Here is a 16,509-nt window from a genome sequence, read left to right on the forward strand (position 1 = left end):
CCGTGTTACACAGCCATTACCACCCGCGCTGGGGAAGTGTCGCTGTGGATCCTGCCGTTCGCAAACCGCGTCTGACTGCCGCCGCCGGCCTGGGTGCCGTGTTGCTGCTGTGGGTGTCGGCCACGCACGCGACGGATGGGCATAGCAGCCAGCAGCGGGCGCGCCAGACGCAGGTGATCGACCTGATCGACAGCGGTCGCTTCAGCGATGCCGAAGCGCTGCTGGCAACGGCAGGCGATACCACCGAGGGGACCTTCCAGCGCGAGCGCATGCGCCGCATCCGCCTGGATTTTTCCCTCGACGAGGCCGCGGCCAAGGCGGCCGTGCGCCGCTGGATTCCCGATCTGACCGACGAGGAATTTGCGCGCTGGGACCAACTCGGCCTGATCGAGCATCTCGATACCGATGGCGAGCGTTGGTACTTCAAGCGCGCACCGTCGAACCTGTTCCTGCTCAGCGACGAAGCACGCGCGCGCCGCCGCACGGATGCACCGATGCCGCCTCCGGGCCCCAACGAAGTGCTCAACGCCCACCACGCAGGCGTGGTTGCCGCGGCCGAACAGAGTGGCCAGGCGTCGGTACTGCCGCAGCGCTACGAATTCACCCAGTCGCTCACGGTGAAATCCGATGTGGTGCCCGCCGGTGAAACGATCCGCGCGTGGATTCCGTACCCGCGCGAAATCCCCGGGCAGCAGGAACAGGTGCAGTGGCTGGGCAGCACCCCGGGCAAGGCGCGGGTGGCACCGGCCAGTACCCTGCAGCGCACCGCGTACCTGGAAGCCAAGGCAGTGGCTGGGCAGCCGACGCGCTTCGAGATCCGCTACGCGGTCACGATCCTCGCCCGGCATACCGCGATCGACCCGGCCAAGGTACAGCCAACCCCGGCTGATCCGGCCTTGAAGCCCTATCTGGCCGAGCAGCTGCCGCATGTGCGCTTCACCCCGGCGCTGAAGCTGTTCTCCGACCAGGTACTGCAGGGCGAGACACGTCCGTATGAAGTGCTGCGCAAGCTGTTTGCCGCCGTGGACCGCATTCCATGGGCCGGTGCGCGTGAATACTCGACGCTCAGCAACATCAGTGATCATGCGCTGCGCGCCGGCCATGCGGATTGCGGGCAGCAGACCCTGCTGCTGATCGCGCTGCTGCGCATGAACGGCATTCCTGCACGCTGGCAGTCGGGCATGGTGTTCTCCAGCGACGGCAGCGGCTACAACAACCTGCATGACTGGGGACAGGTCTACCTGGCGCCATACGGCTGGCTGCCGATGGACGTGACCACCGGCGCGCTTGCCAGCGATGTGCCTGCACTGCGCGATTTCTACCTGGGTGGCCTCGACGGCTACCGCATCGCCTTCAACGACGATTTCGGCCAGCCCTTCGTGCCGGCCAAGCAGCACTTCCGCTCGGAAACGGTCGACTCGCAGCGCGGCGAGGCCGAGTGGGCAGGCGGCAACCTGTACTTCGACCAATGGAGCTACGACTTCCAGTGGCGGGTACTGCCAGCCAGGCAACGCTAGCGCGACACACCGCATTCCACACCATTCAATTCTTGCAGGAGAGAGCAGGGGATGAAGGCTTACAGCATCAAGCGGGCGGCGTTGTGCGTCGCCCTTGGGGCGTGTCTGGGCGTAGTGCTGCCCGGCATCGCGATGGCACAGAACGTGAGCGGCGCAGTTGCCGGCCGTGCAACCGCGGGCGACCAGGTGACCGTGGTCAGCAACAGTACGGGTCTGACCCGTACCGTCACCGTCGGCGCCGACGGCAGCTACCGCCTCGGCCAGCTGCCGGTAGGTGACTACCAGCTGCAGCTCAGCCGCGATGGCCAGAAGCTGGGCGATCAGATTGCTGTCAGTGTGGCAGTAGGCGGAACCACCACGGTCAACCTGGCCAGTGGCGGCGGCGTCACCAATCTCGATGCGCTGCAGGTGGTCGGCACCCGCGTGGTCAACCGCGTGGATGTCTACTCCACCGAGACATCCTTCAACATCAACCGCCAGGAGATCTCGCGGCTGCCGGTGGCGCAGGACCTGTCTGCGGTCGCGCTGATGGCGCCGGGCGTGGTCGGCGGCAACTCGTCATTCGGCGGCCTGTCATTCGCTGGTTCATCGGTGGCCGAGAATGCGGTCTTCATCAATGGCCTGAATGTCACCGACATGTATACCCGTCGCGGCTTCAGCACCGCGCCGTTCGCCTTCTTCAAGGAGTTCCAGGTCAAGACCGGTGGCTACTCGGTCGAGTTCGGCCGCTCCACCGGTGGCGTGATCAATGCGGTGACCCGTTCGGGCAGCAACGAATTCGAGGGCGGTGTTGAAGTCACCGCCGAGCCCAGTGCGTGGCGCGCCAGTGGCGGCGATCATTTCCACCGCGACGGCACCCCGCATTCCTACGGCAGCCGCGACAACAACTCCTTCCTGAAGACCAACGTGTGGGGCTCCGGCCCGATCGTCAAGGACAAGCTGTTCCTGTTCGCGATGTACGAAGACCGCAGCGACAAGGGACACAACACCTCGTCCGATGGCAGTACCTGGTTCAAGAACGATTCCGGCAACGGCTTCTGGGGCACCAAGCTGGACTGGAACATCAACGACAACCACAGCCTGGCGCTGCTGGCGTTCTCGGATGAGGGCGATGTCACCAATGCGTCGTACGGTTACAACTGGAACGCCGACCAGCTCGGCGCCTGGGGCGGCGATTCGGTCACCGAGACCGGCGGCCGCAACTGGTCGGCCACCTACACCGGCCACTTCGGACAGAACTTCACCGCGCGCGCCATGGTCGGCCAGAACAACCAGCGTGCGTTCACCAATTCATCGCTGGATCAGGCCTGCAGCCCCGTGTTCACCGACAGTACCTACGGCCCGCGCCTGGGCAAGCTGCAGGGCCTGCGCGCAGGCTGCCACCCCACGGGCACGGCAGTGGCCGAGCGTGACGATACCCGTGACGTGGCGCGACTGGACTTCGAATGGCAGCTGGGTGACCACCTGCTGCGCTTCGGTGTCGACCGTGAGCTGATGACCACAAAGCAGTCCACCCGCTACCCCGGCCCGACCGAACTGAGCTACACCGCCTACGTGGCGCGCCCCGGCGATGAAGTCTGGGACGGTGCCAATGCCTACGTACCGGCTGGCGTTACCGAAATGCTGCGTGCGCGCAACCGCCGCTCCGGCGGCACGTTCGAGACCGAAGCCAATGCGCTGTACGTGGAAGACATCTGGAACATCACCCCGAACCTGATGCTGAACCTGGGCGTGCGCTGGGACCGTTTCGAGAACCGTACCGCCGCCGGCAAGGCGTTCATCAAGATGGATGACCTGATCGCACCTCGCGTCGGCTTCTCGTGGGACATGCGCGGTGATGGCAGCACCAAGCTGTTCGGCAACGCCGGCCGCTACTACCTGCCTGTCACCAACAACATCAACGTGAATTTCGCAGGTGGCCTGACCGACGAGTACAGCTACTACGTGCTCAATGGCTGGGAGCGGAAAACCTCGCCGACCGGCTCACCGTACATGGCACCGGTCGTCGGCCAGCAGATCGGGCCGACCGACACCCGCATGAACACCGGCGGTGCCGACCTGCGCCAGAGTGTGGATCGCGACCTCAAGGCGGTCTACCAGGACGAGTACATCCTGGGCTTCCAGAACATGATCAACCAGGCATGGTCGTGGGGCGTCAACGCCACCTATCGACGCATGACCCGTGCGCTGGACGACATCCGCATCAATTACACCCCATGCGGCCCGACCCCCAGCACGCTGTGGCCGATCGCCAACCCGGGCGAGAGCCTGACGATCTGGGGCGACAGGAGCATCGGCTGCGCCACCGAAGGCTGGATCACCATTGACACCGCCAACAGCGGCTATCGGAAGGGCGGCAGTGGCGAGGTGATCGGTTACTCCAAGCCCAAGCGCACCTACAAGGCACTGGAGTTCCAGATCGACCGTGCATGGGACGAGAAGTGGATGTTCAACGCGTCCTACCTGTGGTCGAAGAGCGAGGGCAATTTCGAAGGCCCGGTGAATTCCGATACCAACTACGGCGACACGGGCATGGTGCAGTTCTGGGACCATCCGGCCACCAACGAGCGCTATGGCGTGCTGTTCAACGACTTCCGCCACCAGTTCAAGCTGCGTGCCGCTTACGCGCTGAACAAGCAATGGTCGTTCGGCACCACGCTGCAGGTGCAGTCCGGTGGCCCGATCACGGCCTACGGCGTGATGTGGCCAAACGATTCCATCGCCGGTGGCAGTACCTCCAGCGAAGGTAGCGGTGGTGGCACCGGCTGGCTGTGCGTGGCCAACTGTTCGGGCCCGTACAACCAGCGCCAGTTCGAGTACAGCCCGCGCGGCGCGTTCGGTCGCCTGCCGTGGACCTGGACCATGGGCGCCAACGTAACCTGGCGCCTGCCGGTGGAGGGTATCGATCTCAGTGCACGGCTGTCGGTGTACAACCTGTTCAACAACCAGAAGACCATCAACGTGCACCAGCGCTATGAAGCGCAGCCCGGCCAGTACCGCGAAGCGACGTTCGCCACCGGGACGCGCTGGCAGGCCCCGCGCTACACCCAGCTGGTGGTGACCTGGAACTTCTGAGGCCACGATCCGCGCCGTCCACCGTGACGGCGCGGGCAATGGAGGGGCTGCGCGCATGTACCACCTGCTGATCGTCGCGGCGGCACTGGCCGCACCGTCCGCTTCGCCGACCGATATCGCCTCCCTCGATGCCGACGTCGCCGCTGTGGTCCAGCACGAGCACCTGCCCGGGCTGGCCATAGCGGTGGTCGACAACGGGCAGGTGGTCTATCGCCACGCCGAAGGCGCGCGTGGCGACGGCGGCCGCATCGACCAGGACACGCTGTTCAAGATCGCCTCCAACAGCAAGGCGATGACCGCCGCGCTGCTGGCGCGACTGGTGCAGCAGGGCAAGCTGCGCTGGCAGGATCCGGTGCAGCAATATCTGCCGGGCTTCCGCATGCACGATGCGTGGGTGGGCGAGCAGATGCAGGTGCGCGACCTGCTGATCCACAACAGCGGCCTGGGCCTGGGCGCCGGTGACCTGATGCTGTGGCCGGAACCGAACGCGTTCACCCGTGCGGACATCATCGCGGGGCTGGCGCACCTGAAACCGGTCAGCAGCTTCCGCAGCCGCTACGCCTACGACAACCTGATGTACGTGGTGGCCGGGGAAGTGGCGGCGGCAGCGGGTGGCAAGCCGTACGACCAGCTGATGCGCGAGCAGGTGTTCGAACCACTGGGCATGACGCGCTGCCAGGTGGGGGCGTGGTCGGTGAAGCGCGTGGGCAACGTGGCGCAGCCGCATGCCTGGCGCGGTGATCGCAACGCGGTAGTGAACGCGGATGGAGCGATCAGCCCGGACCTGCCGTCGATGGCGGCCGGCGGCATCCGTTGTTCGCTGCGCGACATGACGCGCTGGATGCAGGTGCTGCTCGATCCCGCCCTGGCACCTGGCTGGTTGGACGCTGAGCAGCGCCGTACGCTGTGGACCCTGCACATGCCGATGGCGCTGGGTGAACGCCAGCGGCGTTGGGACAACGCGCATTTCTATGGCTACGGCTATGGCTGGCGGGTGTCGGACATGGATGGGCAGTGGAAGGTGGCGCACACCGGCACCCTGTCGGGCATGTACTCGTCGCTGGCACTGTTGCCTGACCGCGAGGTGGGCGTGGTGATGCTGTTCAACGGTGAAGGCGAGGATGCGCGCACCGCATTGATGCAGGCCGCACTGAAACGCTTCACCGCCCCCAATGATGCGCGCCCGGCGATGGAATACCTGGCCGAACTGAAGGCGGACCAGGCCGCTCGTGCGGCAACCGGGCACCAGCGGCCGCCGATGTCGGATGCGCGGCAGGCGTCGGCTTCCGATCTGCCGCGTTGGCAGGGACGCTACAGCGATCCCTGGCTGGGGCCCGCATCGCTGTGCCCAGGCAAGGACGGCCTGCGCTTCAGCGTGGACAAGTCGCCCCGCCTGCAGGGAGCCGTGCTGCAGCTGCAGGGGCGCTGGCTGCTGCGCTGGGATACGCTGGGTGACGATGCACAGGCGTGGCTGCGGCCGGGCGAGGGCCCGGCACCGACACTGGACCTGCGCGCCATCGATCCGGACATCGACTTCAGCTATGACTTCCAGGACCTGCATTTCACTCGTACTGGCGATTGCCCTGGCGGCGACCACCGGCGCCGCTGAGCCACCGCGCGTTTCACCGGCCACCGACGCGGCCAGCGCCGGACTGGTGGAGATCCGCACGCTGTCGCCGCGAATCGACCTGGATATCCGCTATGCGGGTGCCAACAACTTCACCGGCGCGCGTGTGCCAGGCTACGAGGCGCCTTCGTGCTACCTGCTGGCGCCGGTGGCGAAGGCGCTGGCCGAGGTGGAACAGGACCTGCGCGCCGATGGCTTCAGCCTGCGCCTCTACGACTGCTACCGGCCGGTGCGTTCGGTGCAGGCGTTCATGGCATGGGTGAACGATCCGCGCGAGCTCTCGCGCAAGGCGCAGCAGTACCCGGATCTGGACAAGCCACGCCTGCTGGCTGACGGCTACATCGCCGAGCGCTCCGGCCACAGCCGCGGTGCCACGGTGGATCTGGGCCTGCTGGATTGCCGCAGCGGTGCATGTGCGCCGTTGGACATGGGCACTGACTTCGACTTCTTCGGGCCACGTGCGCATACGCAGACGAGCGGGCTGAGCACTGTGCAGCAGGCGAACCGCCAGCAGCTGGTGCAGGCGATGGCGCGCCACGGCTTCGTCAACTATCCGCAGGAGTGGTGGCACTACACCCTGCAGCCCGAACCGGATCCCGGCACCGCGTACGACGTCCCGGTACGGTAGGGGTATCGGCAGGGCTGCGCCCTGCACCCGCGGTAGTGCCGGCCGCTGGCCGGCAACATCAGACGCAACAGCAACAGCGTGCGTTCCGTGGGTTGGCTGGGCGGTGCCGGAGTGCGGGGACGCCGTAAATCCGTCCATGGAGGCTTGGCAGCCGCATCCATGCGGCTGACACCCCGCACTCCGGCACCGCCCAGCCTCTGACAGTTTCCCGCGCGGTCCGTTGTAGAGCCGAGTCCATGCTCGGCTGCTCTTTGTTCGTCGGCTGCTTCTTGTTCAATCGTCGAGATACTCGATCTCGATGGAGATTCATCCACGCATGGCGTGGATCTACTGGGGCTACCGGATTGGGTCCGGGGCAGATCCCTTACACTGGCCGCCTCTTCATCCCTGCCCACCCGATGAACCTTCCCCTGCACTTCGGCCTGCTCGGTACCCTGGAAGCCGGCGCCATCGCCCTGCTGGTCGGGCTGCTGGTGTACTTCCTGTGGTCGCAGCTGTGCCGGCTCCTGCACTGGACCGCGGGTCACGCGATCGGGTGGTCCTGTGTCATCGCCGTGATCATCTCCGCCGGCATCGATGCATGGAAGCTGTTCTACATGGGCATCGTGCGGCTGGAGTCGCCGCTGTATGCGCGCCTGTTCCTGGCCACCATCCACGATCCGAACGAACTCGGCAGCCGCGTGGTGCTGGAAATCGCCGGTGCGCTCGCCGGTGTTGCGCTGGGGTGGGTGTTGTTCAGTTCGCGGTCATCGGAAAAAACCGTCGACTGACGCAGGTTTTTCGTTGGTTGCCGGTTAAATCCGGCAGCGCTGAATGCGCATCTTATGAGCTGCTCACTTGCTGCTAACCACCGCGCTAATGCATGCGCGGGGGCGAGTGGTTAATGGTGCGTGTTGACGCCGGTCGCGGGGCAAAATCGATTCAGAAACGCGGTGGCAGGGTAGGTGCCGTGCGGAGACAACACGCCGCGCAACACCACCCAATTGGCAGGAGACACCCCTGATGACTATTCGCAACCGCAAGCCCCTGATCGCCCTGATCGTCGCCGCTGGCAGCGTGCTGGCCATTCCGGCGATGGCCCAGTCGGCCAAGCAGCAGGCGGCGCATGCGCAGAACGAGGCCGCACAGGCCCAGCAGGCGGCTGCACAGGCCGGCCAGGCCGCCGACCAGGCGACCAACGCTGCCGCAGCCGCATCGGCGCAGGCCAACGGCGGTGGCCAGACCTGGGCCAGCATCGATACCGATGGCAACGGCACCATCAGCAAGACCGAGGCGCAGGTGAACGCGGGCCTGGCCCAGGTGTTCGACCAGGCTGATACCAACAAGGACGGCGAGCTGAGCGCCGATGAGTACAAGGCCTATGTGGCCGCCCAGCAGGCCGGCGCCGGCGGCGCAGCGCAGGGTGCGCAGGGCAGGTAAGACCTGTATCGGGGCGTATGGGAACCCGGGCGGCTTCGGCCGCCCGGGTTTTTTTCGTCACCACGGCCCCTGTATCCTTGCGCGATGAACACCTCCACGCCTGCGCCGTCGCGCGCCATCGGCCTGGTCGGTTTTGACGGTGACGATACGCTGTGGAAGAGCGAGGACTACTACCGCAAGGCCGAGCAGGACTACCTTGACCTGCTGTCGCGCTACGTCGACGTGCACGACACCCAGACCGCGCGCCACCTGCTGGAAGTGCAGCAGCGCCACTTGGGCACCTTCGGCTACGGCGTGAAGAGCATGACGCTGTCGATGATCGAAGCGGCCATCGACATCACCGGGCAGCGCATCGAAGCGAAGGACATCCAGCGCATCCTGGATATCGGCCACGACACCCTGCGCCACCCGGTCGAACTGATCGACGGTGTGCGCGAAGCGGTGGCGGCCATCGCCGAGCACTACCCGGTGGTGCTGATCACCAAGGGCGACCTGTTCCACCAGGAAGCGAAGATCAAGGTCGCCAACCTGGGCGAGCTGTTCCCGCGCATCGAGATCGTCTCGGAGAAGGACCCGGAAACCTACGCCCGCGTGCTGGCCGAATTCGATCTGCCCATGCAGCGCTTCGTGATGGTCGGCAACTCGCTGCGTTCGGACATCGAGCCGGTGGTTACCCTGGGTGGCTGGGGCGTGCATACCCCGTACGCAGTGACCTGGGCCCACGAGACCCAGCACGGCGTGGCCGATGATGAACCGCGCATGGTCACCGCCGACACCGCCCACGACTGGCCGGCCGCACTGGCGGCGATCGAAGCCAAGGCCGCTGCGGCGGCCTGACAGGGCCCGGCGGCTGCGGCAGAATCGGGGCATGAATTACCGACTGCGCGTGTTGCTGTTGTCCCTGCTGCTGGCGCCGGCCACCGTGCTGGCCCAGCAGACCGCCGAGCGTTCGGCTGCGTATGAGGTGGCAACCGGCGACAGCTGGGTTGATGCCCAGCTGCAGGACATCAACCATTACGCCGAACGCTACCCGGATGCCTTTCTCGATGAGGTATCGCGCTATGCCGACGTGCCCCGTGGCTACATCAGCGCGCTGTTCACCACCCATGGCTGGCAGGCCGGGGACATCTATTTCGCCTGCTTCTGGGCCAAGGCCAGTGGCCAGACCTGCCGCGACAGCGTGCGCGCCTTCAGCCAGGACCCGGACGGCGGCTGGGAAGCGGTGGTGAAGCGGATGCCCACCAGGCCGGACAACCTGCATTACCGTGCCGTGCGCCACGCCATCGTGGCCAGCTACCAGCACTGGGACCGGCCGATCACCCTGGATGCCACCCTGAAGCGCCAGCTCAAGCGGTAGTGCCGGCCGCTGGCCGGCAATTGCACCCTTCCAGGCATCCGGAGATTGCCGGCCAGCGGCCGGCACTACCGGTTTGTTTCATGTTGCTCTGCATATCGCCGCCACCGCGCGCTCCGGCGACAATACGGGTCCGAGCTGTTCCCCCGTTCCCGTAATCGAGTGACTGATGAGCGCCTCTTTGGTTTCGCCTGATGTGATCCGCCGCCTGTTCGCACAGGCCATGTCCCGCATGTACCGCACCGAAGTGCCGCTGTACGGCACGCTGGTGGAACTGGTGGAGCGGATCAACGCGCAGGTGCTGGAGCAGGATCCGGCGCTGGCCGCGCAGCTGCAGCGCAACGACGAGCGCGCACGCCTGGATGAAGAGCGCCACGGCGCGATCCGCGTCGGCACCGTGCAGGAACTGGCCACGCTGCGCCGCCTGTTCGCCGTGATGGGCATGTACCCGGTCGGCTACTACGACCTGTCGGTCGCGGGCGTGCCGGTGCATTCCACCGCGTTCCGCCCGCTCACCGGCGCGGCGCTGGCGCAGAATCCGTTCCGCGTGTTCACCTCGCTGCTGCGCCTGGAGCTGATCGAAGACGAAGCGCTGCGTGCCGAATCGGCGAAAATCCTTGCGCGCCGCCGCATCTTCACCGACGGCGCGCTGGCGCTGATCGACCAGGCCGAGCGTGACGGTGGCCTGGCGCAGGCCGATGCCGAGCGCTTCGTCGAGGAAGCACTGGAAACCTTCCGCTGGCACGGCGATGCCACGGTCGACCTGCCGACCTACCACGCGCTGCACAACGCGCACCGCCTGGTGGCCGACGTGGTCAGTTTCCGTGGCCCGCACATCAATCACCTGACACCGCGCACGCTGGACATCGACGCTGCGCAGGCGGCGATGATCGAACACGGCATGGCGGCCAAGGCGGTGATCGAGGGCCCGCCGCGCCGCGCCTGCCCGATCCTGCTGCGCCAGACCAGCTTCAAGGCATTGGAAGAGGCCGTGCATTTCCCGGGCGGCGAAGGCGGCGATGCCGGCACCCACACCGCGCGCTTCGGCGAGATCGAACAGCGCGGCCTTGCGCTCACCCCGAAGGGCCGCGCGCTGTACGACCAGCTGCTGTCGCAGGCACGCGATGCCGGTGGCGAAGGCAGCACTGGCGGCGACTACGGCCAGCGCCTGCAGGCGGTGTTCGCCAGCTTCCCGGATGACCATGACACGCTGCGCCAGGAAGGACTGGGCTATTACCGCTACCAGCTGACCGACGCCGGCCGTGCCGCGCCCGAGCGCGTGGCGGATCTGCCGGCCGAAGTGCTGGTGGCCGCCGGCCTGGCCACGGCCGACCCGATCGTCTATGAGGATTTCCTGCCGGTCAGTGCCGCGGGCATCTTCCAGTCGAACCTGGGTGGTGAAGAACAGCGCGCCTATGCCGTACATGCCAACCGCGAGGCCTTCGAGCAGGCGCTGGGCGTGGCGGTGCATGACGAGTTCGAGATCTATGAGCGGCTGCAGGCCGAATCGCTGGCGAGCCTGCGCATCGCGTGAAGGTAGAGCCGGCCGCTGGCCGGCTGTTGGGGAAGCCGGCCAGCGGCCGGCTCTACCCGATTCCGTAGCTGGGGTCAGAGCCCTTTCCTGTGGAAAGGGATCCGACCCCGACGTTGCGCATGATCGGGGTCAGATCCCCTTTTGGTAGAAAAGGGCTCTGACCCCCAACGCAATCAGCCCTTCATCGTTCCGGTATCCAGCCAACGCTGGTGCCACGACAGCGCTTCCGGCAGCAGGTGCGGGGTGTGCTTGCCGTAGCTCTCGCGGCTGGCGCGGTCGAAGTAATCCTGCAGCTGCGGACGGAAATCCGGATGCGCGCAGTTGTCGATCAGCACCTGCGCGCGCTTGCGCGGGGTCAGGCCACGCAGGTCGGCCAGGCCCTGTTCGGTCACGATCACCGACACGTCGTGCTCGGTGTGGTCGACATGGCTGGCCATCGGCACGATCGCCGAAATGGTGCCGTTCTTCGCGGTGGACGGGCTCAGGAACGCCGACAGGAAACCGTTGCGGGCGAAGTCACCCGAACCGCCGATCCCGTTCATGATGCGCGTGCCCATCACGTGCGTCGAATTGACGTTGCCGTAGATGTCCACCTCGATCATGCCGTTCATGCCGATGCAGCCCAGGCGGCGCACCAGTTCCGGATGGTTGGAGATTTCCTGCGTGCGCATGATGATGCGCTCGCGGTAGAAATCGATGTTCTCCTTGAACGTCTCGTTGGCCTGCGGGCTCAGCGCGAAACCCGTGCACGAGGCATAGCTCAGCACGCCGTCGCGCAGCAGGTCGAGCATGCCGTCCTGGATCACTTCGGTGAACGCGGCCAGGTCGCGGAAACCGCTCTTGGCCAGGCCGGCCAGCACCGCGTTGGGAATGTTGCCCACGCCCGACTGCAGCGGCAGCAGGTTCGGCGGCAGGCGGCCCTTCTTCACCTCATGCTTGAGGAACTCGATCAGGTGCGAGGCGATCTGTTCGCTGGTCGCATCGATCGGGCTGAACGGGCTGTTGCGGTCCGGGCCGTTGGTGCGTACCACGGCCACGATCTTGTCCGGGTCGCAGCGCAGCGCGGTGTCGCCGATGCGGTCGTTGGCGTTCACCAGCGGAATCGGTTTGCGGTGCGGCGGCAGCGCGGTGCCGTAGTAGATGTCGTGCATGCCGTCGACGCCGGCCGGCTGCCATTCGTTGACCTCGACGATCACCTTCTTCGCCAGGTCCAGCCAGGTCTTGTTGTTGCCGACCGAGGTGGAGGGCACCAGCGAGCCATCCTCGCGGATGGCCGAGACTTCGATCACGGCGGTATCGATCTCGCCGTAGAAGCCGAACCACACGTGCTGGGCAACGTGGCTGAGGTGGATGTCGATGTAATCCAGCTTGCCCTCGTTGATGCGGTTGCGCGCATCCGGGTCGCTCTGGAACGGCATGCGCATGGCGATGCCATCGGCCTTGGCCAGCGCGCCATCGAGTTCCGGCGCGGTGGAGGCGCCGGTCATCAGCTTGATCTGGAAAGGGTTGCCCTGGGCATGCACCGCTTCAATGCGGCGGGCCAGTTCGACGGGAACGGCCTTGGGATACCCGGAGCCGGTAAAGCCGCTCATGGCCACGGTTTCACCGGGCTGGATCAGCGCGGCTGCGGCCTCTGCGGAAACCACGCGGTCACGGAGACGCGCGTTGGCGATGCGATCAACAGACATGACGACACGTGTTGCTGGGGGGAATTCCGATTATCGGCCATCCTCATCCGTACGGGGGGTTCTACCTTCGTGGAATGGCTTTTCCCCAGGGGCTCACCCAAACCCGTCGGTTTTGTTTTGCAGTGCAGCGTGCAAAGTGCTTTCGCAGCCCGCACGATGGCCCTGCATCCCGACGTGGGGGAGGGAGCAGAGCCCGCTGGCAGTTCGCTGCAAGCGGGCTTTTTTATTGCCTGTCGACCAGTATGAATACGCGGCCTCCATTGTTGGTAATGCCGGCCGCTGGCCGGCAGATCCGTTGACTTGGTAGTGCCGGCCGCTGGCCGGCAGATCCGATGATGCTGCCGAAGGTTACCGGGGTTGCCGGCCAGCGGCCGGCACTACCGGGTCCGTTGCGCCCCGGCCGGGTCGATACAATCGGTGCATGACCCTCGCCCCCGCTGATCTGCCCGCCTCCCTGCAGCCTCTTGTCGACCGCGCCCTGGCGCGCCTGGCTCAAGTCCTGCCAGAGCCCATCCCGGCCGACCTGCTGCCGTTGCTGACCCGGCTGGCGGTGGCCAGCGACTTCGCGCTGGACACCCTGGTGCGTCAACCTGCGCTGCTGGCGCAGCTGGCCACGCCCGGCTGCCCGCCGATCCCGGCGCCGGTGCTCGACCCGCTGCAGCCCAGCGACTGGCCGGCACAGATGCGGCGCTGGCGTGCGGCGATGTCCACACGGTTGATCTGGCGCGACCTTGCCGGGCTGGACGACGTGGCGCAGACCTTGGCCGGCGCCACCACCCTGGCCGAAGACTGCCTGCGGCTGGCGCTGGAGGCCCTGCAGCAGGAATTCGCCCAGCGCCATGGCGTCATCGCCGATGACCAAGGCACGCCGCAGCAGCTGGTCGTGTTCGGCCTCGGCAAGCTGGGCGGCGGCGAGCTCAACTTCAGTTCCGATATCGATCTGGTCTACGCCTATCCGCACGGCGGCGAATCCGATGGCCCGCGCGCGCTGGCCGCCGAAGAGTACTTCGCCCGCCTCGGCCAGCGCTTGGCCAAGCTGCTGGACGAAACCACCGTCGATGGCTTCAGCCACCGTGTCGACCTGCGCCTGCGCCCGTTCGGCAGCGCCGGCCGCGTCGCGCTGTCGTTCGCGGCGATGGACCAGTATTTCCAGCGCGAGGGCCGCGACTGGGAACGCTATGCGTGGCTGAAGGCGCGCGCGGTGGCCGGCGACATCGCCGCCGGTGAAGCGTGGCTGCAGACCCTGCGCCCGTTCGTGTACCGCCGCTACCTCGATTTCACCGCGCTCGATGGCCTGCGCGAAATGAAGGCGGCGATCACCGCCGAGGTCGCGCGCCGCGAGTTGCACGAGGACATCAAGCGTGGCGCCGGTGGCATCCGCGAAATCGAATTCCTGTGCCAGGCGTTGCAGCTGATCCGCGGTGGCCGTGAACCGGCACTGCGCGAGCGTCGCCTGCTGGTGGCGCTGGATGCACTGGTCGCCGCCGGACAGATCGCGCCCGAGGATGGCGCCGCACTGCGCGAGGCTTACCTGTTCCTGCGCCGGCTGGAGAACCGCTTGCAGATGCTGCGCGACGCGCAGACCCACGTACTGCCCAGTGACGCGCTGGACCGCGAACGCATCGCCGTCGGCCTCGGCTATGCGGACTGGAACGTGCTGCGCGCGGCGTTGGCCGAACAGCAGCAGCGGGTCAGTACTGAATTCGCCGCGCTGCTGGCGCCGCGCAAGGGCCAGGCCGCGCCCGACGCGCTGGCCAACTACTGGCGCAGCCTGCCCGAAGGCAGCAACGCACCACTGCTGGCCGAAGCCGGCTTCCTCGATGCCAACGGCGCCGACCAGTCACTGCGCGATTTCGCCCAGGGCACCGGCGTGAAGTCCTTGTCCGATGCCGCGCGTGCGCGGCTGGATCGCGTGCTGCCCGCACTGCTGCATGCGGCCACGCGTTCGCCGCAGCCGGATGCCGCGCTCAAGCGTGTGCTTGGCCTGCTGCAGGCGGTGCTGCGCCGGACCAGCTATCTCGCGCTGCTGGACGAGCAACCCAGCGCGTTGGCGCGGCTGGTCGATGTGCTGGCGCGCAGCGCGCTGCTGGCCGAGCGCCTGGCGGCGTATCCGCTGCTGTTGGACGAACTGCTGGACGTACGCGTGTCCGGGCCGATGCCGGATGCCGCCGGCATGCTGGCCGAGTGCCAGCAGGTGCTGGCGGTGGAAGATCCGGAATCCGCGCTGCGCTGGCTCAATGAAACGCGGCTGGCACTCAGCTTCCGCATGGCGATGGCCACGCTGGATGGGCGTCAGGGTGCGGTGGACAGCACGCGGCAACTGGCCGAGCTGGCGCAGGCGGTGGTGGTCACCGTGCTGGCGATGGCCGAGGCGGACATGCGCGCCGCGCACGGTGAGATTCCCGGTGGCCGTTTCGCGATCATCGGCTACGGCAGCCTCGGTGGCCTTGAACTGGGCTTCGGTTCCGATCTGGACCTGGTGTTCCTGCACGATAACCCGGCCGGCGTGGATGCCAGCGATGGTGCGCGGCCGCTGGAGCCGGGCCGCTGGTATGCGCGCCTGGCGCAGAAGGTGATGGCCCTGCTCGGCGCGGTTACCGCCGCCGGCCGCCTGTACGACATCGATGTGCGCCTGCGCCCGGACGGTGGCAAGGGTTCGCTGGTGTCTTCGCTGGCCAGCTACACCGAATACCAGCGCGAACGCGCATGGACCTGGGAACACCAGGCGCTGGTGCGCGCGCGTGGCGTGGCCGGCGATGCCAGCCTGCTGGCCGACTTCGAGCAGGTGCGTGCACAGACGCTTGGGCGTGAGCGCGACACGGGTGTGCTGTATGCGGACGTGCTGAAGATGCGCGGCCGCATGCGCACCGAACTGGACCGCAGCGATGCCGCACGACTGGACCTGAAGCAGGGTGCCGGCGGCGTAGTGGACCTGGAGTTCCTGCTGCAGACCGGCGTGCTGGCACGCAGTGCGCAGCATGCGGCGCTGCTGCAGCCGCGCGATACGCCGTCGTTGATCGATGCGCTGGCGGTTGCCGGTTTCCTGCCCGATGCCACCGCGCAGGCACTGCACGGAGCGCATGCCACGCTGCTGGACGTGGGCCTGGCCTGCACGCTGGATCGGCGCCCGCGGTTGGCGCCGACCACGCCCGCGATTGAAGACGCGTGTGCCGCGATTACGGCAGCGTGCAGAGCCGCAGGGTTGCCGTTCGCCTGAGCGGGGGCAAATGCTGCAACAACTTTGGGTGGGTGCGGACCGTTGGTCGGCACCCACCGGATCAATGGCCCTGCGGTGGCCCGCTTCTGGTAGGTGCCGACCGTTGGTCGGCACAATCTGTCGGCAGCGATGAGTTCTGCAGGGCGTGCCGACCAACGGTCGGCACCCACCGGATCAATGGCCCTGCGATGCCCGCTCCTGGCAGGTGCCGACCGTTGGTCGGCACAATCTGTCGGCAGCGATGAGTTCTGGAGGGCGTGCCGACCAACGGTCGGCACCCACCGAATCAATGGCCCTGCGATGCCCGCTCCTGGTAGGTGCCGACCGTTGGTCGGCACAATCTGTCGGCAGCGATGAGTTCTGCAGGGGGTGCCGACCAACGGTCGGCACCCACCGGATCAATGGCCCTGCGATGCCCGCTCTGGTAGGTGCCGACCGTTGGTCGGCACA

General features: G+C 66.8%; 11 protein-coding genes. 10 read left to right on the forward strand and 1 reads right to left on the reverse strand.

The window, feature by feature from the left end; genetic code table 11:
• The first annotated feature begins 44 nt into the window (after positions 1-44).
• The 9 genes from Q9Q79_RS01855 to Q9Q79_RS01895 all read left to right on the forward strand — a co-directional run bounded on the left by Q9Q79_RS01855 (position 45) and on the right by Q9Q79_RS01895 (position 11,154).
• Positions 45-1,517: a transglutaminase domain-containing protein gene (locus tag Q9Q79_RS01855; protein WP_201863691.1), complete on the forward strand. Its 1,473-nt coding sequence runs from the start codon at positions 45-47 to the stop codon at positions 1,515-1,517.
• 51 nt (positions 1,518-1,568) lie between these two features.
• Entirely contained in the window at positions 1,569-4,592 is a 3,024-nt protein-coding gene (locus tag Q9Q79_RS01860; RefSeq protein ID WP_201863689.1) for a TonB-dependent receptor, read from the forward strand.
• Between the two features lie 55 nt (positions 4,593-4,647).
• A complete protein-coding gene (locus Q9Q79_RS01865; protein ID WP_201863687.1) occupies positions 4,648-6,201 on the forward strand; it encodes a serine hydrolase domain-containing protein in 1,554 nt (517 codons plus the stop codon).
• Positions 6,134-6,847, forward strand: a complete 714-nt coding sequence (locus tag Q9Q79_RS01870; protein WP_236672456.1) for a M15 family metallopeptidase — start codon at positions 6,134-6,136, stop codon at positions 6,845-6,847. The genes Q9Q79_RS01865 and Q9Q79_RS01870 overlap by 68 nt, the downstream gene beginning before the upstream one ends.
• A gap of 398 nt (positions 6,848-7,245) precedes the next feature.
• A complete protein-coding gene (locus tag Q9Q79_RS01875) occupies positions 7,246-7,617 on the forward strand; it encodes a hypothetical protein (protein WP_012478956.1) in 372 nt (123 codons plus the stop codon).
• Positions 7,618-7,849: 232 nt separating this feature from the next.
• On the forward strand, positions 7,850-8,266 hold the full coding sequence (locus Q9Q79_RS01880) for an EF-hand domain-containing protein (RefSeq protein ID WP_005407824.1): 417 nt from the start codon (positions 7,850-7,852) through the stop codon (positions 8,264-8,266).
• An 84-nt stretch (positions 8,267-8,350) separates the two neighbouring features.
• A complete protein-coding gene (locus tag Q9Q79_RS01885) occupies positions 8,351-9,103 on the forward strand; it encodes an HAD family hydrolase (RefSeq protein WP_012478958.1) in 753 nt (250 codons plus the stop codon).
• Positions 9,104-9,134: 31 nt separating this feature from the next.
• The gene (locus tag Q9Q79_RS01890; RefSeq protein ID WP_065183823.1) at positions 9,135-9,623 is read left to right on the forward strand and encodes a hypothetical protein; all 489 of its coding nucleotides are present in this window, start codon (positions 9,135-9,137) and stop codon (positions 9,621-9,623) included.
• 166 nt (positions 9,624-9,789) lie between these two features.
• Complete coding sequence (locus tag Q9Q79_RS01895; protein WP_201863685.1) at positions 9,790-11,154, forward strand: VOC family protein; 1,365 nt, start codon at positions 9,790-9,792, stop codon at positions 11,152-11,154.
• 173 nt (positions 11,155-11,327) lie between these two features.
• Here the strand turns inward: Q9Q79_RS01895 and Q9Q79_RS01900 are convergent, their stop codons facing one another.
• Positions 11,328-12,842, reverse strand: coding sequence for an acetyl-CoA hydrolase/transferase family protein (locus tag Q9Q79_RS01900; RefSeq protein ID WP_005407828.1), 1,515 nt, complete (start codon positions 12,840-12,842; stop codon positions 11,328-11,330).
• Positions 12,843-13,263: 421 nt separating this feature from the next.
• Between Q9Q79_RS01900 and glnE the strand changes: the two genes are divergently transcribed.
• Positions 13,264-16,059 (forward strand): bifunctional [glutamate--ammonia ligase]-adenylyl-L-tyrosine phosphorylase/[glutamate--ammonia-ligase] adenylyltransferase, encoded by a 2,796-nt coding sequence (glnE, locus tag Q9Q79_RS01905; protein ID WP_201863683.1) that lies wholly within the window; start codon positions 13,264-13,266, stop codon positions 16,057-16,059.
• Positions 16,060-16,509 lie beyond the last annotated feature (450 nt).

Source organism: Stenotrophomonas sp. a6 (assembly GCF_030913325.1).
Taxonomy (GTDB): domain Bacteria; phylum Pseudomonadota; class Gammaproteobacteria; order Xanthomonadales; family Xanthomonadaceae; genus Stenotrophomonas; species Stenotrophomonas maltophilia.